At 73.3% G+C, this 23,854-nt stretch carries 24 protein-coding genes; 9 read left to right on the top strand and 15 right to left on the bottom strand.

The annotated features are described in order from the left end of the window. Window positions 1–86: 86 nt before the first annotated feature. Window positions 87–752, bottom strand: a complete 666-nt coding sequence (locus tag ACIBBF_RS21680; protein ID WP_397417460.1) for an FMN reductase — start codon at window positions 750–752, stop codon at window positions 87–89. Next, entirely contained in the window at window positions 749–1,906 is a 1,158-nt protein-coding gene (locus ACIBBF_RS21685) for an LLM class flavin-dependent oxidoreductase (RefSeq protein ID WP_397417462.1), read from the bottom strand. The genes ACIBBF_RS21680 and ACIBBF_RS21685 overlap by 4 nt, the downstream gene beginning before the upstream one ends. A 329-nt stretch (window positions 1,907–2,235) precedes the next feature. On the opposite strand from ACIBBF_RS21685, the gene ACIBBF_RS21690 reads away from it, so the two are divergent. After that, window positions 2,236–2,580 (top strand): RNA polymerase-binding protein RbpA, encoded by a 345-nt coding sequence (locus ACIBBF_RS21690; RefSeq protein ID WP_397417464.1) that lies wholly within the window; start codon window positions 2,236–2,238, stop codon window positions 2,578–2,580. Window positions 2,581–2,669: 89 nt separating this feature from the next. Here ACIBBF_RS21690 and lnt read toward each other — a convergent pair whose 3' ends face one another. The 8 genes from lnt to ACIBBF_RS21730 form a co-directional block, all read right to left on the bottom strand. Further along, window positions 2,670–4,349 (bottom strand): apolipoprotein N-acyltransferase, encoded by a 1,680-nt coding sequence (gene lnt, locus ACIBBF_RS21695; RefSeq protein WP_397417466.1) that lies wholly within the window; start codon window positions 4,347–4,349, stop codon window positions 2,670–2,672. A 35-nt stretch (window positions 4,350–4,384) separates the two neighbouring features. Continuing rightward, on the bottom strand, window positions 4,385–6,166 hold the full coding sequence (locus ACIBBF_RS21700; RefSeq protein WP_397417468.1) for an amidohydrolase: 1,782 nt from the start codon (window positions 6,164–6,166) through the stop codon (window positions 4,385–4,387). Window positions 6,167–6,230: 64 nt separating this feature from the next. Beyond that, on the bottom strand, window positions 6,231–9,152 hold the full coding sequence (locus ACIBBF_RS21705; RefSeq protein WP_397417471.1) for a DEAD/DEAH box helicase: 2,922 nt from the start codon (window positions 9,150–9,152) through the stop codon (window positions 6,231–6,233). Window positions 9,153–9,232: 80 nt separating this feature from the next. After that, window positions 9,233–9,973 carry a twin-arginine translocase subunit TatC gene (gene tatC, locus ACIBBF_RS21710; protein ID WP_397417473.1) on the bottom strand — a complete coding sequence of 247 codons (741 nt, stop codon included), beginning with the start codon at window positions 9,971–9,973 and terminating at the stop codon, window positions 9,233–9,235. Window positions 9,974–10,009: 36 nt separating this feature from the next. Continuing rightward, window positions 10,010–10,306 (bottom strand): Sec-independent protein translocase subunit TatA, encoded by a 297-nt coding sequence (tatA, locus tag ACIBBF_RS21715; protein WP_397417475.1) that lies wholly within the window; start codon window positions 10,304–10,306, stop codon window positions 10,010–10,012. Between the two features lie 111 nt (window positions 10,307–10,417). After that, entirely contained in the window at window positions 10,418–10,750 is a 333-nt protein-coding gene (locus ACIBBF_RS21720) for a hypothetical protein (RefSeq protein WP_397417477.1), read from the bottom strand. 11 nt (window positions 10,751–10,761) lie between these two features. After that, window positions 10,762–11,748, bottom strand: a complete 987-nt coding sequence (locus ACIBBF_RS21725) for a helix-turn-helix transcriptional regulator (RefSeq protein ID WP_397417479.1) — start codon at window positions 11,746–11,748, stop codon at window positions 10,762–10,764. Continuing rightward, a complete protein-coding gene (locus tag ACIBBF_RS21730; protein WP_397417481.1) occupies window positions 11,741–12,823 on the bottom strand; it encodes a helix-turn-helix transcriptional regulator in 1,083 nt (360 codons plus the stop codon). Before ACIBBF_RS21730 ends, ACIBBF_RS21725 begins: the two co-directional genes overlap by 8 nt. Before the next feature lie 24 nt (window positions 12,824–12,847). On the opposite strand from ACIBBF_RS21730, the gene ACIBBF_RS21735 reads away from it, so the two are divergent. The 7 genes from ACIBBF_RS21735 to ACIBBF_RS21765 are packed head-to-tail and all read left to right on the top strand — an operon-like array spanning window position 12,848 to window position 18,881. Further along, window positions 12,848–14,041 carry a DUF3866 family protein gene (locus ACIBBF_RS21735; RefSeq protein WP_397417484.1) on the top strand — a complete coding sequence of 398 codons (1,194 nt, stop codon included), beginning with the start codon at window positions 12,848–12,850 and terminating at the stop codon, window positions 14,039–14,041. After that, entirely contained in the window at window positions 14,038–14,805 is a 768-nt protein-coding gene (locus ACIBBF_RS21740; RefSeq protein WP_397417486.1) for a DUF4129 domain-containing protein, read from the top strand. The genes ACIBBF_RS21735 and ACIBBF_RS21740 overlap by 4 nt, the downstream gene beginning before the upstream one ends. Then, a complete protein-coding gene (locus ACIBBF_RS21745; RefSeq protein ID WP_397417488.1) occupies window positions 14,802–15,344 on the top strand; it encodes a hypothetical protein in 543 nt (180 codons plus the stop codon). The genes ACIBBF_RS21740 and ACIBBF_RS21745 overlap by 4 nt, the downstream gene beginning before the upstream one ends. Continuing rightward, window positions 15,337–16,344 (top strand): AAA family ATPase, encoded by a 1,008-nt coding sequence (locus ACIBBF_RS21750; protein ID WP_397417491.1) that lies wholly within the window; start codon window positions 15,337–15,339, stop codon window positions 16,342–16,344. The genes ACIBBF_RS21745 and ACIBBF_RS21750 overlap by 8 nt, the downstream gene beginning before the upstream one ends. Next, window positions 16,341–17,735: a DUF58 domain-containing protein gene (locus ACIBBF_RS21755; protein WP_397417493.1), complete on the top strand. Its 1,395-nt coding sequence runs from the start codon at window positions 16,341–16,343 to the stop codon at window positions 17,733–17,735. Before ACIBBF_RS21750 ends, ACIBBF_RS21755 begins: the two co-directional genes overlap by 4 nt. Then, on the top strand, window positions 17,732–18,352 hold the full coding sequence (locus ACIBBF_RS21760) for a hypothetical protein (protein ID WP_397417495.1): 621 nt from the start codon (window positions 17,732–17,734) through the stop codon (window positions 18,350–18,352). Before ACIBBF_RS21755 ends, ACIBBF_RS21760 begins: the two co-directional genes overlap by 4 nt. Window positions 18,353–18,371: 19 nt before the next feature. Further along, window positions 18,372–18,881 carry a Dps family protein gene (locus tag ACIBBF_RS21765; protein ID WP_397417497.1) on the top strand — a complete coding sequence of 170 codons (510 nt, stop codon included), beginning with the start codon at window positions 18,372–18,374 and terminating at the stop codon, window positions 18,879–18,881. Between the two features lie 66 nt (window positions 18,882–18,947). Here the strand turns inward: ACIBBF_RS21765 and thpD are convergent, their stop codons facing one another. From thpD to ectA, 4 genes are all read right to left on the bottom strand, one after another. Further along, window positions 18,948–19,850 (bottom strand): ectoine hydroxylase, encoded by a 903-nt coding sequence (thpD, locus tag ACIBBF_RS21770; protein WP_397417499.1) that lies wholly within the window; start codon window positions 19,848–19,850, stop codon window positions 18,948–18,950. Continuing rightward, entirely contained in the window at window positions 19,847–20,266 is a 420-nt protein-coding gene (locus ACIBBF_RS21775) for an ectoine synthase (protein ID WP_397417501.1), read from the bottom strand. Before ACIBBF_RS21775 ends, thpD begins: the two co-directional genes overlap by 4 nt. Further along, the gene (gene ectB / locus ACIBBF_RS21780; RefSeq protein WP_397417548.1) at window positions 20,263–21,636 is read right to left on the bottom strand and encodes a diaminobutyrate--2-oxoglutarate transaminase; all 1,374 of its coding nucleotides are present in this window, start codon (window positions 21,634–21,636) and stop codon (window positions 20,263–20,265) included. The genes ACIBBF_RS21775 and ectB overlap by 4 nt, the downstream gene beginning before the upstream one ends. 136 nt (window positions 21,637–21,772) lie before the next feature. Then, window positions 21,773–22,291 carry a diaminobutyrate acetyltransferase gene (ectA, locus tag ACIBBF_RS21785; RefSeq protein WP_397417503.1) on the bottom strand — a complete coding sequence of 173 codons (519 nt, stop codon included), beginning with the start codon at window positions 22,289–22,291 and terminating at the stop codon, window positions 21,773–21,775. A gap of 224 nt (window positions 22,292–22,515) precedes the next feature. Between ectA and ACIBBF_RS21790 the strand changes: the two genes are divergently transcribed. Beyond that, window positions 22,516–23,148, top strand: a complete 633-nt coding sequence (locus ACIBBF_RS21790; protein WP_397417505.1) for a GNAT family N-acetyltransferase — start codon at window positions 22,516–22,518, stop codon at window positions 23,146–23,148. 51 nt (window positions 23,149–23,199) lie between these two features. Here the strand turns inward: ACIBBF_RS21790 and ACIBBF_RS21795 are convergent, their stop codons facing one another. After that, window positions 23,200–23,808, bottom strand: a complete 609-nt coding sequence (locus tag ACIBBF_RS21795; RefSeq protein WP_397417507.1) for a tyrosine-type recombinase/integrase — start codon at window positions 23,806–23,808, stop codon at window positions 23,200–23,202. Window positions 23,809–23,854 lie beyond the last annotated feature (46 nt).

Below are 23,854 nucleotides of genomic sequence, written 5' to 3' on the forward strand. Positions count from 1 at the left end.
CTCCCTCACCCTCGCCGCGGTCCCGACCGCCGGGACCGATGTCCCTTATGTTCCCTGCCGGGTCCGGGGCGTGCAAGCCCCGGGGCTCAGTCCCCGCCGAGCATGTCCAGGAAGCTGGGCGTGCCGGCGAACGGGTCGGCGGGCTTGGTGTGCTCGCCGCGTGCGGCGAGCAGGCCGGCCAGGGCCCGGCCGGCCCGTTCGATGCGCTCGGGCAGGGAGCTGCCGCCGTCGTGCTTCTCGCCGCCGGCCTGCGCCCAGTCGTCCGTGGCCGCGAAGACCGAGGTGGTGACGACGTCGGCCCGCAGGTAGGTGAACAGCGGGCGCATCGAGTACTCGAGCGCGAGCGAGTGCCGTGGTGTGCCGCCGGTCGCGCCGAGCAGCACGGGCATCCCGGTGAGGGCGTCCTTGTCGAGGATGTCGACGAAGGACTTGAACAGCCCCGAGTAGGTGGTGGTGAACAGCGGGGTGACGGCGATGACGCCGTCGGCCCCGGTGATCGTCTCGATGTCGCGGGCCAGGTCCCCGGTGGGGAACCCGGTGAGCATCGCGTCGATGATCGCGTGGCCGTGGTCGCGCAGCTCCACCATCTCCACGTGCCCGTCGTGGCCGAGGGCGGCCAGCTCGCGGACCGTGGCGTCGGCCAGGCGGTCCGCCAGCAGACGGGTGGAGGAGGGCTGGCCCAGCCCGGCGTGCACGACGGCGATCGTGCGGCCGGACTCGGGGCGGCCCGCCTCGACGTCAGGGGTGGTCACGAGACGACCTCTTCCGCGCGACGGCCGGTGAACTCGTCCCCGCCCTCGCCCACGTGGGTGGCGGCGGTCTCGCCCTTGGCCCGGGCGGCCGCGACGCGCTCGGCGTGCGTGGGCGGGTTCGCCGGCACGTCCGCGGGGAGCTTGGCGGCGGCGATCTTGCGCAGCTCGGGCACGACGTCGGAGGCCAGCAGGTCGATCTGCTCCAGGACGGTCTTCAGGGGCAGCCCGGCGTGGTCCACCAGGAAGAGCTGGCGCTGGTAGTAGCCGACCTCGTCGATGAACGTCCCGTACCGGTCCACGACCTGCTGCGGGGAGCCGACCGTCAGCGGCGTCTCGCGCGTGAAGTCCTCCATGGAGGGGCCGTGCCCGTAGACGGGTGCGTTGTCGAAGTAGGGGCGGAACTCGGTCCAGGCGTCCTGGCTGTTCCTGCGGATGAACGCCTGGCCACCGAGGCCCACGATCGCCTGGTCGGCGCGGCCGTGGCCGTAGTGCTCGAACCGCTGGCGGTAGAACTGCACCATCTGCTTGGTGTGGCTCATGGGCCAGAAGATGTTGTTGTGCAGGAACCCGTCACCGTAGTAGGCGGCCTGCTCGGCGATCTCGGGGCTGCGGATCGAGCCGTGCCACACGAACGGCGGCACGCCGTCCAGGGGGCGCGGGGTCGAGGTGAAGCCCTGCAGCGGGGTGCGGAACTTGCCCTCCCAGTCCACGACGTCCTCGGTCCACAGCTTGCGCACCAGGGCGTAGTTCTCGATGGCGAGCGGGATGCCCTGGCGGATGTCCTGCCCGAACCACGGGTAGACGGGGCCGGTGTTGCCGCGGCCCATCATGAGGTCCATCCGGCCGTCGGAGATGACCTGGAGCATCGCGTACTCCTCGGCGATGCGGACCGGGTCGTTGGTGGTGATCAGCGTGGTCGCCGTGGACAGCGTGATGTTCTTGGTCACGCCGGCGAGGTAGCCGAGCATCGTCGTCGGGCTGGAGGCCACGAACGGCGGGTTGTGGTGCTCACCGGTGGCGAACACGTCCAGGCCTGCCTCGTCGGCGTGCTTGGCGATGGTGAGCATCGCCTTGACGCGCTCCGTGTCGTCCGGCGTGCGGCCCGTGGTCGGGTCCGTCGTCACGTCGCTGACACTGAAGATCCCGAACTGCATGATGTCGTGCTCCCCTCAGGTTGTTTCATGCATCTGCATGAACATCCGCCTCAACCGGGTGGTCGCGTCGATTGTTCCCGCCCCACTCCCCCGCCCCTGCCACGATGTACGTGAGATCGCGCACATCAACGCCCAGTTTGCCCGGAGTGCGCTTGCGAGCGCACCTGCGACGCGTAGCCTGATCAGGCGGCGCGAAGATCGTCGACGTCCCACGGCGTCGACGGCCGCTGTCGATGCCCGGCCGGGAGCCGGAACATCACCGAGGGTCCCTGCGTTGGCTATACGGACCTTTTCCCGCCACCCATCCCGACAACCCTCTGGAGGACAACGTGCCCGACCGGTCCCTGCGCGGTATGAGCATCGGTAGTAAGAGCATGGAGTCCGACGAGGGCGTGGACTTCGCCCCTCGGTTCCAGGCCTACTACGACTGCCCCAACGGCCACACCATCATCCTGCCCTTCGCCACCGACGCGGACGTCCCCCCGATCTGGGAGTGCCGCTGCGGCGAGGAGGCTCTCCTGCGCGACGCGGAGAAGCCGGAGCCCAAGGCTGCCAAGCCCCAGCGCACCCACTGGGACATGCTGCTGGAGCGCCGCACCGTCAAGGAGCTCGAGGACCTGCTCGACGAGCGTCTCGAGCTGCTGCGCGCCGGCAAGCTGCGCCGCTCGGCCTGACGCCGCGGCGCCCCCGGCGCCACGGCACGGACGACACGACCGCCGGCCCGGACCCACGAGGTCCGGGCCGGCGGTCGTCTCATGTCCGGCTACCGCGGCGCGGCCTCGCGCACCCCGCCCCGCGCCCCGATCCCCCCGACCACACCGGCCACGACCAGCACGCACGCGAGGCCGCCGACCACCCAGCCCGGCCAGTACCCGGCCGCCACCGCCGGCGTGACCGTGGACCGCAACGGCAGGTTCGCCACGAACTCGTCCGCCGTGAACAGACCGGACCGGCGCACCACCGTGCCGTCCGGCGTGATCACGCCCGAGACGCCCACCGTCGAGATCTGCACCGTGGCCCGCCCCGTCGTGATCGCCTGCACCCGCGACATCGCGAGCTGCTGCGTCGACTCCGCCGTGAACCCGAACGACGCGTTGTTCGTCGGCACCACCAGCACCTGCGCGCCCTGACGCACCGCGTCCCGGACGATCTCGTCGTACGCCACCTCGAAGCAGATCACGGTGCCCAGGCGGTAGTCCCCCTGGCCCAGCCGGCTCGGCACGTCCACGTACGGCGGATTCACCCCGGCGATCATGTCGGTCGTCACCCGGTCCACCTGGTCCGACAGCAACCGCAGGACCGACCGCATCGGGATGTACTCACCGAACGGCGCCGGGTGCTGCTTCGCGTACCGGCCGATCACCCCCTGACCCGCCTGCCACAGCAGCGACACGTTGTACCGACCGCCCGTCTCGGGGAACTCCTGCGCCCCCACCAGGATCGGCGCGCCCACCGCCGTGGCCGCCGCGTCGAGCCCGCGCGCCACGTCCGGCGCCGTCTGCGGGTCCAGGTCGCTGCCGTTCTCCGGCCACAGCACCACGTCCAGCTCGCCCGCGAAGTCACCGGCCAGCGTGTACGTGCCCTCCAGGTGGTTGTTCAGCACCTCGGCCCGGTTCGCGAACGCCCCCAGACCCGGCTCCCCCACGTTGCCCTGCACCGCTCCCACCCACAGGGTGCCCTGCTCGGCCACGTCGCTGCCCGCGTCGTACACCTCCTGCCCCTCGGGCGTGCGGACGGGGCCGGCGCTCGCGGACGTGGGCAGCGGCAGCAGCAGGGGGGCGAGCGCGACCATGGCGCCCAGTGTCAGGACGCCGACGGCGTGCCCCACCTCGCGGGGTGCGGTGCGTGCCCCGGGGGTGGTCCCGGCGCGGGAGGTTCGCCCGGCCGCGCGGACCAGGGCCGCGACCGCGAGGGCGAGCAGCACGCCGGCGAACGCGACCAGGAGGCTCACGGCGACGGTGCCACCCAGCCAGGCGGCGCGGCCGGTCGGGGTGGGGGCCATCGCCCACGCGAGCCGCCCCCAGGGGAACCCGCCGAAGGGGATCTCGGCGCGCCACTGCTCGACGGCGACGTAGAGCACGGCGAACGCGGCGGCCAGCCGCCAGCCGCGCCGCCGCAGGAACCGGGCGCGCCGCACCCAGGTCCACAGGGCGCCGAACCCGGCCAGGAACAGGGCCTCGACGCCTGCCACCGCGATCCAGGGGACGGTCTCGGTGGACTCGTGCGCCCACCACAGGTGCGGCAGGAAGAACGCGAGCCCGAACAGAAGGCCCATCAGGGCGTTCCACCAGGCGTGGTCCCGCCCGAGGGCCCAGTACAGGACGGCGACGGCGACGAACGCGGCGGGCCACGCCCCGGCGTCGGGGAACGCGGCCCACAGGACGAGGCCTCCGGTCACCGCGAGGAACAGGGAGAGCAGCCGGGAGGGCTCACGCAGGCGCACGACGGCAGCCTACCTGCGGCGCGGTGCCGGGCCGCCTAGAAGGTGTCGTGGAGCACGACGCCGGCGCGCAGCGTGTGCAGGCACTCCGGTTCCGGGGCGTCGGGCGACAGGTCGGGCAGCAGGGGTGTGCCCGCGCGGGCCTCCTCGCTCCAGGAGGACAGGCGGCCGGGCGCTGCCTGGACGCCGAGCTGTTCGGCGCGCCAGACGGCCAGGTGTGCGGGTGCGCCGACGCGCAGCTGTCCGGCACCGGTGTGGTCGAGGCCGGCCAGGCGCCATCCGCCGCGGGTGTGGGCGCGGAACGCGGCGCCTGCCGAGATCCGCTGCTCGGGGTCCTCGTGACCGGTGGCGGCCCGCACGCCCTGCCACGGGTCCACGGGGGTGACGGGGGTGTCCGAGCCGAAGGCGAGCGGCACCCCGGCCTGCGCGAGGTCGGCGAACGGCATGAGCGACCCGGCGCGGCTGGCGCCCAGCCGGGTGGCGTAGACGCCCTTGCTGCCGCCGAACGTGGAATCGAAGGCGGGCTGCACGGACAGGCCCACGCCGCGGACCAGGAGCGCGGCGAGCGTGGTCGCGTCGACGAACAGGGCGTGCTCGATGCGGTGGTGCCCGGCGCGCACGGCGCTGTCGCCGGTGATCTGTGCGGCGACCTGCAGCCCGAGGACCATCTCGTCCATGGCCCGGTCGCCGATGACGTGGAATGCGCCCTGCACGCCCGCCTCCTGGACGGCCGCCAGGTGGTGGGCGATCTGGTCGGCGTTGAGGTACAGGTTCCCGGTCCAGGGCGTGCCGTCGGGGTTGGTCAGCACCCCGCTGAACGATGCGGACGCCGGGTCGGCGGGCAGGTCGGAGTACGGGCTGCGCAGCGCGGCGGTGCGTGACCCGATGGAGCCGTCCACGTTGAGGTCCCCGCCGATGCCCGCCAGGAACGGCAGCTCGGCGAGCAGCGCGCGTGCGTCGTCGGCGGTGCGGCACAGCTCGCCGCGGTAGGCGGCCAGGTGCGGCAGGGCGGTGACGCCGGGGTCGGTCAGGGCCGCGGCGAGGGTCTCGTCGCTGGTCAGAGCGTGCAGCTCGGCGAGGCCGGCGCGGGTGTCGAGGTGCTCGCCGCTCATCTCGTGCACGGACACGACGCCGCGCGCGGCCCAGGCGGCGAGCGTCTCGCGGTACAGGCGGGTGCGGTGCTCGGCCGTCAGGGTGTGCGCGACGGCGCGCACGGTGTGGTGCAGGTCCGCGGTGACCAGGCCGGTGTCGGCAGGAGCGTCGGACCATCCGGAGCCGGACATGCCGGCGCCTGTCCACGCCGGGTCGTGCTCGATGCCCGCGCGGGCGGCCATCGCGGTGGAGACCACCGCGGAGTGCACGTCGACACGGGCCGCGTACACGGCGCGCGTGCCGCAGGCGGCGTCGAGCTCGGACCGGGTGAACGCGCGCCGTTCGGGCCAGGCCTGCTCGTCCCAGCCGAACGCGAGCAGCACCTGCTCGCCCGACGGGTCGGACGCCTCCAGCCGTCGCGCCCGCCCGTGCAGCACGGCCAGCGCCTCCCCGAGGGACCGCACTCCCGCGCCCGCGCTCAGGTCCACCGAGTCGGCGGCCAGGCCGGTCTCCAGCACGTGCGCGTGCGCGTCCACGAACCCGGGGGTGACCAGGGCGCCGTCCAGGTCGATGACGCGGTCGGCGCGGGCGGCCAGGCCCGCCGCGGTGTCGTCGGCCCCCACCCAGGCCACCACGCCGTCGTCGACGAGGATCGCCTCGGCGAACGGGTCGGCGGCGGAGTGGACGACACCGTTGCGGTACAGGATGGATCGGACAGGCTGGCTCACGGTCGGAACTGTATGCGATCCGACCCTCCGGCGCCCTGGTCAGGCGGGTGATCCGGAGGACTGCTCACAGGCTCGAGTAGGCCACGACCCCCCGCAGGACCGCGTCCTGTGCCTTGCGGGCCGTGGTGCGCAGCTTCTCCGACGGCGCCGCGCCACCGAGCTGGTCCAGCACGTCCACGACCTGCTTGCACCAGCGGACGAAGTCGCCGGCGGCCAGGTCGGAGCCGCGCAGCACGCTGTCGAGCCCCTTGCCCGACGCCCACCGGTACATCGCGCCGACCAGCCCGAGGTCGAGCGGGCCGGTGGCGTCGATGCCGTGCGCCTCCTCCAGGTCGTCCACCTCGGACCACACCCGCTGGGTGTCGTCCAGGACACCTGCCAGCCGGCCGGTGGGGCCGCCGGGGATGTACGGGTCGGGGGCGTCGTCACGCCGCCCCTGGTACACGACGGTGGACACGACGGCGGCCAGTCCCGCCGGGTCGAGCCCGTCCCACACGCCGCGGCGCAGGCACTCGGCCAGCAGCAGGTCGTTCTCCGCGTACAGGCGCCGCAGCCACCGGCCGTCGTCGGTCACCCGGACGCGCCCGGCCCCGTCGCTCGCGGTCCGCTCCAGGTACCCGAGGGTGAGCAGCACGTCGAGGGTGCGGTCGAAGGTGCGCGCGATCGACCCGGTGCGGCCCTCGACGCGCCGCACGAGCTGGTCGTGCTCCCGCTTGAGCTTGTTCCACCGCTCGGCCCACCGGGCGTGGTCGTCACGGTCGGGGCAGGCGTGGCAGGGGTGCGCCTTGAGGGCCTTGCGCAGCCGGGCCAGCTCGGCGTCGGTCGCGGCGTCCGAGCGGCGCCGGGCCTGGGTGCCGCCGCGGGCGGCCCGCCCGGACCCGATCGGGCTGCTGGTGCTGTGCGCGGAGGGCACGTCGTCCGCCATGGCGCCCAGCGCGTTGCGCATCGTGGAGACCAGGTCGCGGCGCGCGTCCGGCTTGCGCGGGTTGAACGACTTGGGGATCTTCACGGTGGTGACGGTCTCCAGGCCGTCGGGCGCGTCGGCCAGCGTCAGCTTCTTGACCTGCCGCTCCTGCGTGAGCACGGTGGGGCGGGGCCCGTCGAACCCGCCGGGCTCACCCGGGTCGAGCACCAGGACGTAGCCGCGCCGCCGGCCCGAGGGCACCTCCACCACGTCGCCGCGCCGCAGCTTCTCCAGGGACGCGACGACCTCGGCCCGCCGGGCGCCGGTGGCGGCCCGGGACAGCTCGCGCTCGCGGTCCTTGATGGCGCGGCGCAGGTCCATGTACTGCGCGAAGTCGCCGACGTCGCAGGCCATCGCCTTGGCGTACCCGTCGAGGGCCTCGGCGTGCGCCTGGGCCTGCTTGGCGAGGCCGACGACGCCGCGGTCGGCCTGGAACTGCGCGAACGACGTCTCCAGGACCTCGCGAGCCCGGTCGCGGCCGACCTGGGCGACGAGGTTGACGGCCATGTTGTAGGTGGGCCGGAAGCTGGACCTGAGCGGGTACAGGCGCTTGGACGCCAGGCCCGCGAGGGCCACGGGGTCCAGGGCGGGGTGGTCGACGACGACGGCGTGTCCCTCGATGTCGATGCCGCGCCGGCCGGCCCGCCCGGTGAGCTGCGTGAACTCGCCGGGTGTGACGGGGACGTGGCTGGTGCCGTCCCACTTGACGAGCTTGTCCAGCACGACGGACCGGGCGGGCATGTTGATGCCCAGGGCGAGGGTCTCGGTGGCGAACACGACCTTGACCAGGCCGCGGGAGAACAGGTCCTCGACGGTCTCCTTGAACACGGGCAGCATGCCGGCGTGGTGCGCGGCCACGCCGCGGGCCAGGGCCTGCGACCAGGACCAGTACCCGAGCACGTCGAGGTCCTCGGGCGGGATCGCGGCGGTGCGCTCCTCGACGACGGCCCGGATCGTGGCCTCCTCCTGCGGGCTGGTCAGCCGCAGCCCGGCCTTGAGGCACTGCTCGACGGCGGCCTCGCAGCCGGCCCGGGAGAACACGAAGTAGATGGCGGGCAGCAGCCCGTCGGCGTCGAGCCCGTCGATGACGACGAAGCGTGGCGGGGTGCGCCGGCTGGGGCCCATGTCGCCGCCCGAGCCGCCGGTGCGGCGTCCGCCGGGGCCGCGGTACCCGCGGTCGCCCCGGCCGCGGTACCCGCGCCCGCGACCACCGTGCTCCCCGGGGCGGGTGCCGCCCCGGCCGGACCGGAACGCCGCGGACAGGTCGGGGTTGATGGGCGGGCTCGTGCCGGGGTCGGTCGGGTCCACGTGCCCCGCGTACAGGTCCAGCAGGCGCGGCTTGCCGCGCGGCTCGGGCGAGGACATCAGGACGTGCTGCCACAGCGGCACGGGCCGCCGCTCGGAGACGACGACGGCGGTGTCGCCGCGCACCATCTCCAGCCAGTCGCCGAACTCCTCCGCGTTGGACACGGTCGCGGACAGGGAGACGAGCTGCACGTCGTCGGAGAGGTGGATGATGACCTCTTCCCAGACCGGGCCGCGGAACCGGTCGGCGAGGTAGTGCACCTCGTCCATGACGACGTACGCGAGCCCGTCCAGGGTCGAGGACCCGGCGTAGAGCATGTTGCGCAGCACCTCGGTGGTCATGACCACCACGGGTGCCTCGCCGTTGATCGTGGTGTCCCCGGTGAGCAGGCCCACGTTCTCGGGCCCGTGCCGGCGCACCAGGTCGGCGTACTTCTGGTTGGACAGCGCCTTGATGGGCGTGGTGTAGAACGCCTTGCGGCCCGAGGCCAGCGCCAGGTGGACGGCGAACTCGCCCACGACCGTCTTGCCCGCACCGGTCGGGGCGGCCACCAGGACACCCCGACCCTGTTCGAGCGCCTCGCACGCCACGACCTGGAAGTCGTCCAGGTCGAACCCGATGACCTCCCGGAACGCGGTGAGCTCGGGGTGGTCGGCCGCTGAACGGCGCTGGGACCGGAAGGCCGTGTACCGCTCGGCAGGGCTCAGGTCGTTCATGGGGCACAGCCTACGGTCCCTGTATGACAAACCCGTGTGACACCACACGGGTGGTCACACGGGCCGGTCACACAGGCTGGTCAGACCTCCGCCGCCTCCAGGCGCCGCTGGACGCGCCTGTCGTGCAGGAGCGCGACGCCGACCGCACCGAAGTACAGCACGCAGATCGGGAGCGCGACCAGGATCATCGTCAGGGCGTCCGGCGTCGGCGTGATGATCGCCGCGAACGTGAACGCCACGAGGATCGCCCACCGCCAGCCGCCCAGCAGCCCCTTGCCGGACATGAGCCCGGCGAAGTTCAGGCCCACCAGCAGCACCGGTGACAGGAACGCCAGCCCGAACGCGATGAGCAGCCGCATCACCAGCGACAGGTACTCCTGCGCGTTGGTGAACGCGGTCGCGCCGTCGGGCAGGAACCCCGACAGGATCTGGATCGCGTGCGGGAACACGAGCCAGGCCATGTAGGCGCCACCGAGGAACAGCGGGAAGGCCGCCCCGACGAACGCGTAGGCGTACTTGCGCTCGTTCTTGTTCAGGCCCGGCGTGATGAACGCCCACACCTGGTACAGCCACCACGGGCAGGTCAGGAACACGGCCAGGAACAGCGACGACTTGATCCTCAGGTCCAGGGCCGCCATCGGCCCGGCGAAGTTCAGCGTCATCTCGTTGCCGCGCATCTCCTCCGCCACCACCAGGGGGCGCTGGAGCAGCACCAGCAACGGGTCGTACAGCAACCAGCCGGCGACCGCCCCGACCACCAGGCCGAGCGCGATCAGGACGAACCTCTTGCGCAGCTCGAGCAGGTGCTCGAGCAGTGGCATCCGACCGTCGGACGCCCGCCTCGTTCGTGCCACCGGTCAGGCCTTGGGGATGTCGCGGTCCCTGTTGTCGATCAACCCGGGAGTCGAGCCGGAGCCCGTGCTCCCACCCGGGGTCGCGTCCGGCGAGTTGCGCACGACCTTGTCGTCCACGGCGTGGGTCGCGGCGTCGTTGCCGTCCTGGCGACCGTCGTCGCGCATGTCCTTGATCTCCTTCCTGAAGATCTTCATCGACTGGCCCACGCTCTTGGCCAGACCCGGCAGGCGGGTCGACCCGAAGAGCAGCAGGACGACGACGAGCAGGACGATCCAGTGCCACGGCTGCATGGCGCCCATGGTGAGACTCCGTTCGGCTGAGTGCGGTGTTCAGGCCGATCCTATGCGTGATCGGCCGCGTGATGGTAAGCCGACCCCGACGACCGGCGGATGACGGCCCGGTGAACGCCCTCAGTCGTTGAAGTGTTTCCACTTCTGCCACGTCGCCACGTGCCGCGCCCGCCGCGCCTCCCGGCGCTCTCCGCGGGCCGCCCGCTGCGCGTTCACCCGCTGGTAGTGGATCGTCACGTCGTCGAACAGACTCGGGCCCGCGTGCTGCGTGCTCGCCGCCTCCCGTGCCTGGTCCGCGGCCTCCTGCAACCGGTCCGCCGACTCGGCGAACCGGGCCGAGGCCCGGCCCAGCTCCTCCAGCAGACCCTTCGCCGACCGCCACAGAGAGCGCGCCAGGAAGAATGCTCCGACGAGGCTGCCCGCGATCAGCAGGGCCCACACCCAGAACCACATGGTCGCCCAGCCTAGTGCGGATCGGGCGAGAAGGCTGCCCTGTACGCCGCCAGCGCCTCGCGGGCCGCCCCTGCCACGTCGCGCGCCAGCTCCGGCGGCGACACCGACCGCACGTACGGCCCCAGCTGGATCAGCGTGCTGCGCAGCCAGCCCGGGTTGGTCACCCGCAGCGTCACCTCGAAGTCCCCGTCGGGCAGGTTGCGCACCGACTCCACCGGGACCTCCTCGGCGAACCACCGGGCCCGCGGCGCGAACCGGATCGTCGCCAGCGGTGAGGAACCGCCCGCGAACAGGGCCGCGAAGTCGATCTCGGCGCCCACCCCTGGGTGCTCCTGCACGGGCACGTCCAGCTCGACCGCGTCCAGGATCCGGTCCACCCGGAACGTGCGCGGCGCCCCGGCGCGGTAGCACCACGCCGCCAGGTAGGCGAACTCGTCCTGCGTGTGCAGCCGCACCGGGTCCACCTCCCGCTCGCTGACCACGTCGGACGACGTCACGTACCGGATCCGCAGCCGGTGCCCGGCCGCCAGCGCCGCCGAGATCACCGCCACCACCTGCCGGTCCCCACCCGGCGCGAGGCGCACGTCCACGGCGCTCGCGGCCTCACCGGTGGCGTCGGTCAGCTTGCGCAGCGCGGACTCGACGACGGCGGACCGGGCGGGGTCGGCCTGCACGGCTCCGGTGGCCTTCATGGCGCGCAGGGCGGCGACCAGTGCGACGGCCTCGCGGGTGCCGAGCCGCAGGGGCCGGGTCATGCCGCGTGCTTCGGTCAGGTGCACCACGCCACGGTCGATGGATGCGGCGTCGAAGTCGATGAGGTCGTCGGGCCAGTACCCGGGGGTTCCGGACACCCACAGGGCGTCGACGTCCTTCTGGATCTGGGCGGGGGTGGTCCCGAACCGGCGGGCGAGGTCCTCGACGGGGACGGGTCCGGCGCCGTCGAGGTAGGCGACGATGCCCAGCAGCCGCAGGAGGCGGTCGTCGGCGCGCTCAGCCACGGGGCACCTCCGTGCTCCCGGCGGGGGCCAGGGCCGCTGCCGCGGTCAGCCGTCGCAGGGTCTCCTCCCGGACGGGTTCCGGTTCCAGGACGATCAGTGCCGCCCCGTACCCGGCCGCCTCGGACGCCATGCCGCTCAGGGACCGGAACGGCACCTCCAGGACGTCCCACCCGGTGGCGTCCGCGCCGTCGCCGGCGCCGGGCAGCCGGTCCAGCCAGGTCCGGCGGTCGCCGTCGGGCACGGGCTTGGCGCGGGCGCGCAGCGCGCCCGCACGTTCGGGGCGGACGGCGACCACGGCCTGACGGACCTCGCCGTGCGCCTTGCCGAGCATCACGTCCGTCTCGAAGTCGGGGATCTCGTAGGCGCCCGTGGGGCCCGTGATCCGTACCCGCGACTCGATCCGGGACAGCCGGAACACGCGCGGTGCCTGCCGGTCGCGGTCGAACGACATGAGGTACCAGCCGCCGTCGCGGGCCGCGATGCGCCAGGGTTCGACGTGCCGGGTGCGGACGGTGCCGTCGTACGCGGCGCGGTAGCTGAACGTGACGGCGCGGCGCGCCTCGATCGCCTCCATCAGCGGCCCGTACGCGTCACCCACGGCCCGCACCGAGGGCGCGAGCCCCGCCAGCGCGTCGGCCGACGGGTCGCCCGCCCCCGCGGCCCGGAGCTTGACCAGGGCACGGTTGATGTCGGTCTGCAGGGTCTTGTCCTGCCAGAACTGCGCGGCCAGCGACAGCACGCCCAGCTCTGCCGGGGTCAGGTCGATCGGCGGCAGCGCGTAGGCGTCCTGGTCGATCCGGTACCCCAGCTCGTCGGTGTGCCCGCCGGTACCCACGGTGACCACGGGGATGCCCAGGGCCCGCAGCATGTCCTTGTCCCGCTCGAACATCCGCTCGAACGCCTCGTCGCTGGGCGCGTCCGCATACCCGGCCACGGCGGTGCGCACCTGCTGCTTGGTCATCGCCGCGTTCGTGTTCACGAGCGCGATGACGAGGTTCAGGAGGCGTTCGGCCGGGTTCAGGGCCGCGCCGGCGGCGGCACCGGGGCCGGCTGTGGAGGACGGGTCGCTGGACATCAGGACAACGGTAGCCTCCAACCTGTGATGACGTGGCGGATCGGTACGGTGATTTCCACAGGCAAGGCCTGGCGCGGGGCACGCGAGCTCGAGGTGACCCTCGACCGCCCCCTGCCCGGCGCGCACGACGACGGCGCCACCGGCCCCGTCACCGTGCGCGCCCTGGCCTACACCGACCTCGTCGGCGACCCCGCCACCGGGGACGCCCTGCTGCTGAACGTGTCCGCGCTGGCCCGCGGGCTCGGCACCGGCGGGTACGCCCTCGTCGTCGGCCCCGCATCCGCCGGCACCACCCTGCCGCCCGACCCCGACCCCGGACCCGGCCACCTCGTCAAGGCCCGGTACACCCCCCTGCAGAGCATGGTCCTCGGCGTCGACGAGCAGGAATCACCCCACCACGCCACCCTCGCCGACGCCGACACCCTGGACGGTATGCCCGTCGTGGTCGCCGACCTGCACTCCGCACTGCCCGCCGTCGTCGCCGGACTGCGGCACGCCCCCGGCGGCAGCGACCTCAAGGTCGCCTACGTCATGACCGACGGCGGAGCCCTGCCCGCCGCGTTCTCCCGCACCGTCGCCGCCCTGCGCGACGCCGGCTGGCTGACCACCTGCGTCACCGTCGGGCAGGCCTACGGCGGCGACCTGGAGGCCGTCACCGTGCACACCGGGCTCCTGGCCGCCCGCCACGTCGCCGGGTGCGACGTCGCCGTCGTCGCCCAGGGACCCGGCAACCTCGGCACCGGCACCCGGTGGGGCTACTCCGGCGTCGCCGCCGGCGAGGCCGTCAACGCCGCCGCCACCCTCGGCGGCCGCCCCGTCGCCTCCCTGCGCGTCTCCGGCGCCGACCCCCGCGACCGGCACCTCGGCATCTCCCACCACTCCCTGACCGCCTACACCCGCGTCGCCCTCGCCCCCGCCGACATCCCCGTGGCCGCACCCACCCCCGCCGTCGAACGCCTTACCGGCTGGGGAGACGACCTCACCCGCCGCATCCGCGCCCAGGCACCCGCCCTGACCACCACCCCGGCCGGCCACACCCTCGTCGACGTCCCCGCCGACACCACCCTCCTGGACACCCTGCGCACCTCCCCCGCCGGCCTGCGCACCATGGGCCGCGGCCTGGACGCCGACCCCGCCTCCTTCGTCACCGCCGCCGTCGCCGGACTGCACGCCCACCACCTCGCCACGGCACCCACCACGGCACCCACCACCGCATGAGACCCGCCACCCGCCTGACGATCACCCTCCTGCTCGTCACCACCGCCGTCCTCGGCGCCGCCACCGCCACCTCCTGGGACCTCGACCCGCCCCACCTGCCCACCCCCGCTCTCACCCTGGCCCCACCACCCGTCACCGCGCCCGACGCCAGCCCCACCCCCACGGCCCAGCCCCTGCCCGACACCACCCCCGACACCACCTGGCTCGCCCTCACCGCCGCCATCATCGTCGGCCTCCTCCTGCTCGCCGGCACCACCCGCCTCGTGCGCCACCTCCTGGCCACCTACCGCGCCCGCACCACCACCCACCCCGACACCCTCCCCGGCGGCACCACCACCGCCGCCCTCGACCACGAGGTCGACATCCCCGAGATCCAGGACGCCGTCACCCGCGCCCTCGCCCACCTCCAGGGCCACATCCTCCCCCGCGACGCCGTCGTCGCCGCCTGGGTCGCCCTCGAGGAAGCCGCCGAACGCGCCGGCACCCACCGCGACCCCGCCCAGACCACCACCGAGTTCGCCGGCACCGTCCTGGCCGCCACCCCCGCACCACCCGCCGCCGTCACCCGCCTGCGCACCCTCTACCAGCGCGCCCGATTCACCGACCGGCCCGTCGACCGCGCCGCCGTCGACCAGGCCCGCGAGGCGCTCGCGGACATCGCCCGCAGCCTGGAGGTAGCCGACGTGCCCGCCACCCAGGACGCCCCCCAAGACGCCACGCACGACGGCGGCCCCGGCGCACCCGACCCGAAGGGCACTCCGTGACCGGCGCACCATGGAACCCGCGCCGCATCGTCGTGCCCACCGTCCTGGTCGCGCTCGGCGCCGGCGGCCTCGCCTGGTGGAGCGTCGTCGACCTCTGGCACGCCGCCGCGGCCACCGCCCTGACCTGCGCCGTCAGCATCCTCTGGGCCGCCACCGAGACCACGGTCGCCGACCCCGAGTGGCCCCGCACCGCCGTCGACGCCCGCCCCGGCGGACGACACGACGTCTCCGACCTCGGCTGGTCCGTGTTCGGCCGCGACGGCCTCGTCACCGACCGCGTCGTACGCCGCATCCGCGCCCTGGCCGTCGACCGGCTCCGCGCCCACGGCGTCGACGCCGAGGACCCCGCCACCCGCCCCGAGGTCGAACGCCTCCTCGGCGCCACCGTCGTCCGCCAGCTCGCCTCCGGCCTGCCACCCCGCGCCCGCACCGTGCAGAGCTGGCTCGACGCGATCGAACGCCTCGGCCCCGCACCCGACCCCACGCGCCGCACCGCACCCACCGACGCACCCACCGACACCGAGGAGCACCGTGCCTGACCTCAGCACCCCCGGCCCCGCCCACCCCACGGCCACGCCGCTGCCCGTCGCCGAGGTCGCCGCACTGGGCGAACAGGTCCTCACCGAGGTCGGCACCGCCGTCGTCGGCATGCACGACGCCCTGCGCACCGCACTGGCCACCATCCTCGCCGGCGGCCACGTCCTGTTCGAGGACGTCCCCGGCCTCGGCAAGACCCTCGCCGCCCGCTCCCTGGCCACCGCCCTCGGCCTCGACTTCGCCCGCCTGCAGTGCACCCCCGACCTGCTCCCCGCCGACATCACCGGCTCCTCCGTCTTCGACCCCGCCACCCGCACCTTCGAGTTCCGCCCCGGACCCGTCTTCACCGGCCTCTTCCTCGCCGACGAGATCAACCGCACCGCCCCCAAGACACAGTCCGCACTCCTCGAAGCCATGGCCGAACGCCAGGTCTCCATCGAAGGCACCAGCCGCCCCCTGCCCCACCCCTTCCACGTTCTGGCCACCTCCAACCCCGTCGAGTACGAAGGCACCTACCCCCTGCCCGAGGCACAGCTCGACCGGTTCATGGTCCGCCTCGCCGTCGGCTACCCCGACCCCACCCAGGAAGCCGAGGTCCTCACCCGCCGCCTCACCCGCCGACAGGAAGCCGCACCCGTCCACCAGGTCGTCGACCCCACCACCGTCCTCGCCATGCAAGCCGGCACCGAAGCCGTCCCCGTCGACCCCGACGTCGTGCGCTACTGCGTCGACCTCACCACCGCCACCCGCCACCACGACGCCCTCGAGGTCGGCGCCTCACCCCGCGGCTCCCAGAACCTCGTCCTCCTCGCCCGCGCCGTCGCCGTCCTCGACGGCCGCGACTACGTCCTGCCCGAAGACGTCAAGCGCATCGCCGTCCCCGTCCTCGCCCACCGCATCACCCTCACCCCCACCGCCTGGGCGTCCGCCACCCGCCCCGAGACCGTCATCACCGACCTCCTGCACACCGTCCCCACCCCCACCACGGTGCGCACCCCATGACCATCGGCGGCATCATCGTCGAACGCGGCCGCACCTCCCGCGGCACCCGCGCCGACGCCACCCGCGGCTGGCGCCTCACCTCCGCCCACACCGCCGCCGCCGTCACCGGCGTCCTCCTCCTGGCCACCGCAGTCCTCGCCGGACGCCCCGACCTCGCCCTCATCGGCATCCCCGGCCTCCTCGCCGCCACCTGGGCCACCACCACCCGCCCCACCACACCCCTGCACGCCACCCTCCGCCAACCACCCGGCCCCACCACACCCGGCGAGCTCGCCGCCACCCTCCACCTCACCCCCGGCCCCACCCCCCACGACACCACCGACATCGCACACCTCCGCATCACCGCCACCGGCCACCGCCCCACCCACCTGGCGCTCGCGGCCCGCCCGCCCGGCGGTCTCGCCGACGACGGCGCACGGCACGTGCCGCTCCGCCTCTCCTCGGTCCGCACGGGACCCCAGGACACGTTCACCGTCGACGTGCGCGGCTCCCGGCAGCACACCTGGGAGGAGGAGCCGACCACGGTCGGCGGGGCCCGCCGCCTCGTCGTGCCCGGCTCCGCCCCACTCGGCCGCCTGCCCCTGCCGAACCGGCTGCGCGGCCTCACCGGCCCCCACTCCTCCCGCCGGCTCGGCGACGGCTCGGAGCTGCGCGACATCCACCCCTTCACCCCCGGCGACCGCCTGCGCCGCATCGACTGGCGCACCACCGCCCGACGCTCCCCCGACCTCGACACCCTCTACGTGCGCCGCACCTACGCCACCGCGGAGGCGACCGCCGTGCTCGTCGTCGACTCCCGCGACGACGTCGGCCCCGACCTGCGCACCTGGCGCGGCTACGGCACCCTCCGGGTCGACGAGCCGACCTCCCTCGACCTGGCCCGGCACGCCGCAGCGTCCGTCGCCCAGGCACTCGTCGACGCCGGCGACCGCGTCGGCCTGGAGGACCTGGCCCGGCGCCGCCGCCCCCTGCCGCCCGCCGCCGGACAGCGCCACCTGCGCCGCGTCGTGCACGGCCTCGCCCTGGCGCACCCCACCGGCCGCGCCGCCGGCCACCGGGTCCGGCCGCCCCAGGTCCCCGCGGACGCCGTCGTCTACCTCTTCACCACCCTGCTCGACGACGCACCCCTGCACCTCGTGCGCACCTGGCGCGCCACCGGCCACCCCGTCGTCGTCGTCGACACCCTGCCCGACGTCCACCCCGTCACCGAGAACCACCTGCGGATCGCCTGGCGCATCACCCACCTCGAGCGCACCGACCGTGTCGCCGCGCTCGAGGGCGAGGGCGTACCCGTCGTGCGCTGGGCCGGCTCCGAGCGCGATCGCGCCGCCGCCCGCTTCGAGGCCCTGGCCCGCGCGGCCCGGCGGCACGTCCCGGGGCGACAGCCATGATCCGCGCCGCCCTGGCCGCGTGGACCGACCGGGTCCGCTCCCGGCGCACCGACCCCGCCCGCCGGCCCCTGCCCGAGATCACCACCGTCACCGGCCCCACCCTGCGCGGCTGGGTGCTCCGGCTCGCCCTCCTGGCCCTGACACCGCTCCTGCTGCTGACCGCCGCGTCACGCACCCCCGGACTCGCACCCGCCCTGCTCGTCACCGTGGCCGTGCTGGCCACCGGACTGCTCGTCGTGCGTCCCACCCCGGCCGTCGCAGGCGGCACCGTCGTCCTGGCCGCCGTGCTCCTGTGGGGTTTCGAACCCGGACCGTTCGACCCCTTCGCCCTGCTCGTGGCACTGCAGGCCTACCTCCTGACCCGCCTCACCTGGTGGGCCGCCCACGTACCCACCAGGGGCCGCGTCGAGATCGCCGCCCTCCTGACCGGCTGGCGCCGCGACGTCGTCGTCCTGGCCGCGACCGCCGTGCTCGGCGTGCTCGCCCTCCTCGCCTCCGGCACCACGCTGCCCGGCGCCGTCCTGCTCGCCGCGCTCGCCGTGGCGGGCACGGCGGCGCTCGCGCTGGCGACCGGGCGCACCTCGCGTGACGATGGATCCAGCGAACCGGAAGCCTGACCGGAAGAGAGGTCCCGTCATGTCCCCGAAGCTGCCCCGCTACACCGTCCCGTCGCTCACGCCCGAGCAGGGCGCCCAGGTCGCGGAGATCCTCCAGCGCAGGTTGCACGCGCTGAACGACCTGCATCTCACGCTCAAGCACGTGCACTGGAACGTCGTGGGGCCGCACTTCATCGGTGTCCACGAGATGCTGGACCCGCAGGTCGAAGCGGTGCGGGCGATGGTCGACCAGATCGCCGAGCGCATCGCGACGCTGGGCGTGGTGCCCGTCGGGACGCCGGGTGCCCTGGTCGAGGCCCGCACCTGGGACGACTACAAGCTGGGCCGGGCGCCGGCGATCGAGCACCTGGCGGAGCTCGACGTGGTCTACGACGGCGTGATCACGTCCCACCGTGCGGCCGCGGACGAGACGGCCGGGCTGGACGACGTGACGAACGACCTGCTGATCGGGCACCTGCACGACCTGGAGCAGTTCCACTGGTTCGTGCGGGCGCACCTGGAGTCGGCGTCAGGCGCTCTGCCTGACTGATCTACCACCCGGGCGCCCGGACCACACGCATGGTCCGGGCGCCCGGGTCGTTCCTGCGCGGGCTTCTCAGCCGACCGGGGTGAACTCCCGGGCGCCGAGGAAGGCGGGGCGTGCCGTCCCCGCCGAGAACGGCGCGACGGCCGTGTTCTCGACGCTGTTGTAGACCAGGAAGATGTTCGAGCGCGGGTACGGAGAGATGTTGCCGTTGGAGCCGTGCATGCAGTTGCAGTCGAACATGACGGCACTGCCGGCACGGCCCGCCAGCACGTCGATGCCGTGCTCGTCGGCCATGCGGGTCAGGATCTCCTCGCTGGGGGTGCCCGCGTTCTGCATGACCAGGGACTGCTTGTAGTTGTCCTCGGGCGTGGTGCCGCTGCACGAGACGTAGGTCTTGTGCGTGCCGGGCATGATCATCAGCGGGCCGTTGAACGAGTAGTTGTCCGTCAGCGAGATCGAGATGCTCACGGTGCGCATCCGGGGCAGGCCGTCCTCGGCGTGCCACGTCTCGAAGTCGGAGTGCCACGCGAAGTCGCCCCCGCCGAAGCCGGGCTTGAGGTTGACCCGGCTCTGGTGGATGTAGACGTCCGACCCGAGGAGCTGCCGTGCCCGGCCCACGACGCGCGGGTCGGCGGCGATCCGCGCGAACACGTCGCTGGTGCGGTGCACCTCGAAGATGGTCCGCACCTCCTGGGAGGTGCCCTCGATGATGGTGCGTTCGTCGGCGCGCACCGCGGGGTCGGTGGACAGCCGGCGCAGCTCGGCCCGGAACTCGTCGACCTCGGCGGGTGTGACCAGGTCCTCCAGCACGAGGTACCCGTCGCGGTCGAAGCCGTCCAGGACGTCCTGGTCCAGGGGGCCGTCGGCGGCCGTGCCCCAGACCACGCGGTCCTGGCGGGGGATCTCGGTGGCGTCGCCCTCGACGCGCGTCGGGTAGAGGTCCTCAGTCCTGTCGGTGGTGCCCGTCGTCATACGGCAGCCCCCTCCTTCGTGTCGTCCGTGCTCTCGGTGATCAGCGGGTAGACGCCGTCGGCGTCGTGCACCTCCCGTCCGGTGACGGGCGGGTTGAAGGTGCAGATCAGCCGCAGGTCGGTGGTGGGGCGCATGGTGTGCCGCTCGTTGCCGTCCAGGAGGTACATGGTGCCGTCGGAGATCTGGTGCACCTCCCCGGTCTCCCGGTTCTCGAGCTCGCCGGTGCCGCCCACGCAGTAGACGGCCTCGATGTGGTTGGCGTACCACATCTCGGTCTCGGTGCCGGCGTACATGGTGGTCTCGTGGAACGAGAAGCCCACGCCCTCCTGGGCCAGCACGAACCGGCGGCTGCGCCAGGTCTCGGAGCGCACGTCGCGGTCGGTGCCCTCCAGGTCGGTCAGTCGCGTGACGATCACTTGTTGTCCTCTCCTCGGGGTCGGGTCTGCTGTGCTGGGGTCTCGTGGGGGCCGGGACCGGCCTGGTCCGTGACGGCCGGCGCACCGAGCACCTCGGCGGTCGCCGCGGCGATGACGTCGATGCCGGACCGCAGCTCGTCGGCGGTGATGGTCAGGGCCGGCATGGTCTTGAGCACCTCGTCCTCGGGCCCGGACGTCTCGACCAGCAGGCCCCGCTCGTACGACGCCGCCGCGATGCGGCCCGCCGCCGTCGGGTCCGGGAAGCGGATGCCGGTCAGCAGCCCGCGGCCCTTGACGACGGCGTCCTCGTAGCCGTGCGCGATCCGGGCCAGGCCGTCGTGCAGCTCGGTGGCGCGCTCCTGGACCTGCGCGGCGAACGTCCCGTCGGACCAGAACTCCTCCAGGGCGGCGGTCGCCGTCACGAACGACGTGTTCTGACCGCGGAACGTCCCGTTGTGCTCACCGGGCTCCCACTGGTCCAGCTCGGGCCGGATCAGGGTCAGCGCCATCGACAGGCCGAAGCCGGAGATCGACTTCGACAGGCAGACGATGTCGGGCGTGATGCCCGCCTCCTCGAAGCTGAAGAAGTCGCCTGTGCGGCCGCACCCGGCCTGCACGTCGTCCAGGATGAGCAGGATGCCGTGCTCCCGGCAGAGGTCGGACAGGGCGCGCAGCCACTCGGGGCGCGCCGCGCTCAGGCCGCCCTCGCCCTGCACGGACTCCACGATGATCGCGGCCGGCTTGTCGACGCCCGAGCCGCTGTCGCCCAGCACCCGCTCCAGCCACAGGAAGTCCTCCGTGGCGCCGGAGAAGTAGTCGTCGTACGGGATCTTGGACGTGTTGGTCAGCGGGAGGCCAGCGCCGTTGCGCTTCATCGAGTTCCCGGTCACCGACAGCGCACCCAGCGTCATGCCGTGGAACGCGTTGGTGAACGACAGCACGTGCTGCCGGCCGGTCACCTTGCGAGCCAGCTTGAGGGCGCTCTCCACGCAGTTGGCTCCGGTCGGCCCCGGGAACATGACCTTGTAGTCCAGGTTGCGGGGCGCCAGGACCCGGTCCCGGAACGCCGTCAGGAACGCCCGCTTGGGCACGGTGTGCATGTCGAGCGAGTGCACGATCCCGCCGCTGCGCAGGTAGTCCACCAGCGCGTCGAGCAGCACCGGGTGGTTGTGCCCGTAGTTGAGCGCCCCTGCCCCCGCGAAGAAGTCGAGGTAGCTGCGGCCGTCCTCGGCCTGGATGGTGCTGCCGGCCGCCGTCGTGAAGGTCGCGGGCCAGCCACGGCAGTAGCTGCGGACCTGGGACTCGAGCTCGTCGAAGATGTCACCCCCGGCAGGTCCGGGGGTACTGCTGGTCGTCGGGTCGATGGACATCACGGTGTTCGGGCGCATGGCTCCTTCCACGGTCCGGCCCTGGTGACCGGACTCGGCTGTGGTCGTGTGGTGGTACTGGCTCTGGTACGGAGATCTGGTGGGGTTCGACCCGGACCCGGGCCAGGAAGGGACGGCGTCAGGCGAGCGGGCCGATGCGGAACACCAGCTCCGCGTCGTGGCCGTCCGGGAACGCCTCCGCAGGGAAGACGGTCCGCACGTCGACGGGCGCACCCTGTGCCGACGCGAAGGACATGAACAGGGCGATCGACGCCGTGTTGTCCGAGGTGATGGTGGTCTCCACGTGGGTGCAGCCCGGATGCCGGTCCGCGAGGTGCGCGAGCATCCGGGAGGCCAGCCGCTGTCCGCGGTAGGCGTGGTCCACGGCGACCTGCCAGACCATCAGCGTGGTCGGCTCGTCGGGCCGGACGTACCCCGTGACGAAGCCGGCGGGCTCGCCGTCGACGGTCACGATCACGGACGTCCGGGCGAAGTCACGGGCCCAGAGGAGATACGCGTAGGACGAGTTGAGGTCCAGCGTCTTGCTGTCGCGCGCGAGGCGCCACATCGCTGCTCCGTCATCGACGGTGGGCTCCCTCAGCGCCACCGTGGTCTCGGTCGGATGGATGTGCTTGAGTTCCTCTTCGAGGTTCTGCATGACAAATCGACCGTAACGAACTTGGGCGACGAATGCACATTGCCGTCCCATGACATTCCCGTTACCGGGGTGTTCCGGCGGCAAATTCACGGTCACGACCCACACCCGCCCACCCGGCCCTGACCGGCACCAGCACACCGCTCCCGCCGCATCCGCCACCCCCGGATCCGGCCGTCAGGTCACAGACCGGTCACAGTTCCGCGCAGCAGGCTAATGTGCCTCGCGTGACCGAGCCCTTCATCCGCCCCTACCGCACCACCGACCGCGCCGACGTCGCCGACATCTGCGTCCGCACCGCCGCGGCCGGCGGCGACGCACGCGGCCTCTACTCCGACGACCTGCTCATGCCCGACGTCTACGCCCTGCCCTACGTCGAGCACTCCCCCGACCTCGCCTGGGTCGTCGAGCACGACGGCCGCGCCGCCGGGTACGTCATCGGCGTGGCCGACACGCAGGCCTTCGCCGACTGGTGGGCCCGCGAGTGGAACCCGGGCTTCACCGCCCGCCACCCCGCGCCCGGCCCTGCCACCGGCGCCGACCCCGGCTACACCGAGGCCCAGCTCCTGCACGACGGCACCGACCCCCAGCGCATGGTCCGCGGACTACGTCACGGCGAGCTCACCACCCACCCCGCCCACCTGCACATCGACCTGCTCCCCGTGCTCCAGCGCCGCGGCCTCGGCTCCCGGCTCATCGACACGCTCCGCGCGGCGCTCGCCGACCGCGGGGTACCGGGCCTGCACCTCGGCTACGCCGCGGAGAACACGGCCGCCCGGAAGTTCTACGACCGGTACGGCTTCACGGAGCTCCCGTCGTCGACCCCGACGTCCCCGCTCCTCGGCATCTCCACCCGGTGAGTGCTGGACGTTCGCCCTTCTGACCCGCGATCCAGGGCGAAGATCCAGCTCTCAGCGGTCCTCCTGGGCGGCGTCCTGCCAGGCCCGGCGGATCTGTTCGAAGCGGGTCGGGAGGGGCGGGCGGAGGGCGCCGTAGCGGGCGTTGGTACGGTGCACGAACCGGCGCCAGGACAGGACCAGCCCCTGACGCGTGATGGGCAGCCCCGACGCGACCGTCGTGCCGTTGTCGTGCGTGTGGTGCACCGTGAGCAGCAGCGCGCGCGGCACCGAACCCTCCAGCTCGGCCGCCAGCTCCTCCCGGACCACCATCCAGTGCTTGAGCAGCACCACGACCTCGGCGGGCAGCAGGTGCCGCCGGGGCGTGCGGTGCTTGCCGTGCCGCACCAGCACGCTGCCCTCCGACGTCCGGGCCCGCGCCGGCCCCAGGTCGATGTCCTCGACGCGGACCCGCAGCAGATCGCCGTACCGGGAACCGGTCGCCCGCACCAGCCCCGTGATCACGGCGAGCCGCACCGTCTCCGGCTTCGCGCCGGGCCGCATCGCCTCGGTCGACAGCTCACGCCACACCCACTCGGCCTCCTCGAGGCTCACGGGCGGCCGCGGGTACCGGCCCGGCTCCCCGGCCCCTGCTCGTGGTGACGTGGCATTGGTGCTGGTCATGGTTTCAAAGTACGCTTGGCACACTATTAATGGAAGAGGACGCGCC

The sequence above is a fragment of the Promicromonospora sp. NPDC050880 genome, from assembly GCF_044456525.1.
Lineage (GTDB): Bacteria > Actinomycetota > Actinomycetes > Actinomycetales > Cellulomonadaceae > Promicromonospora.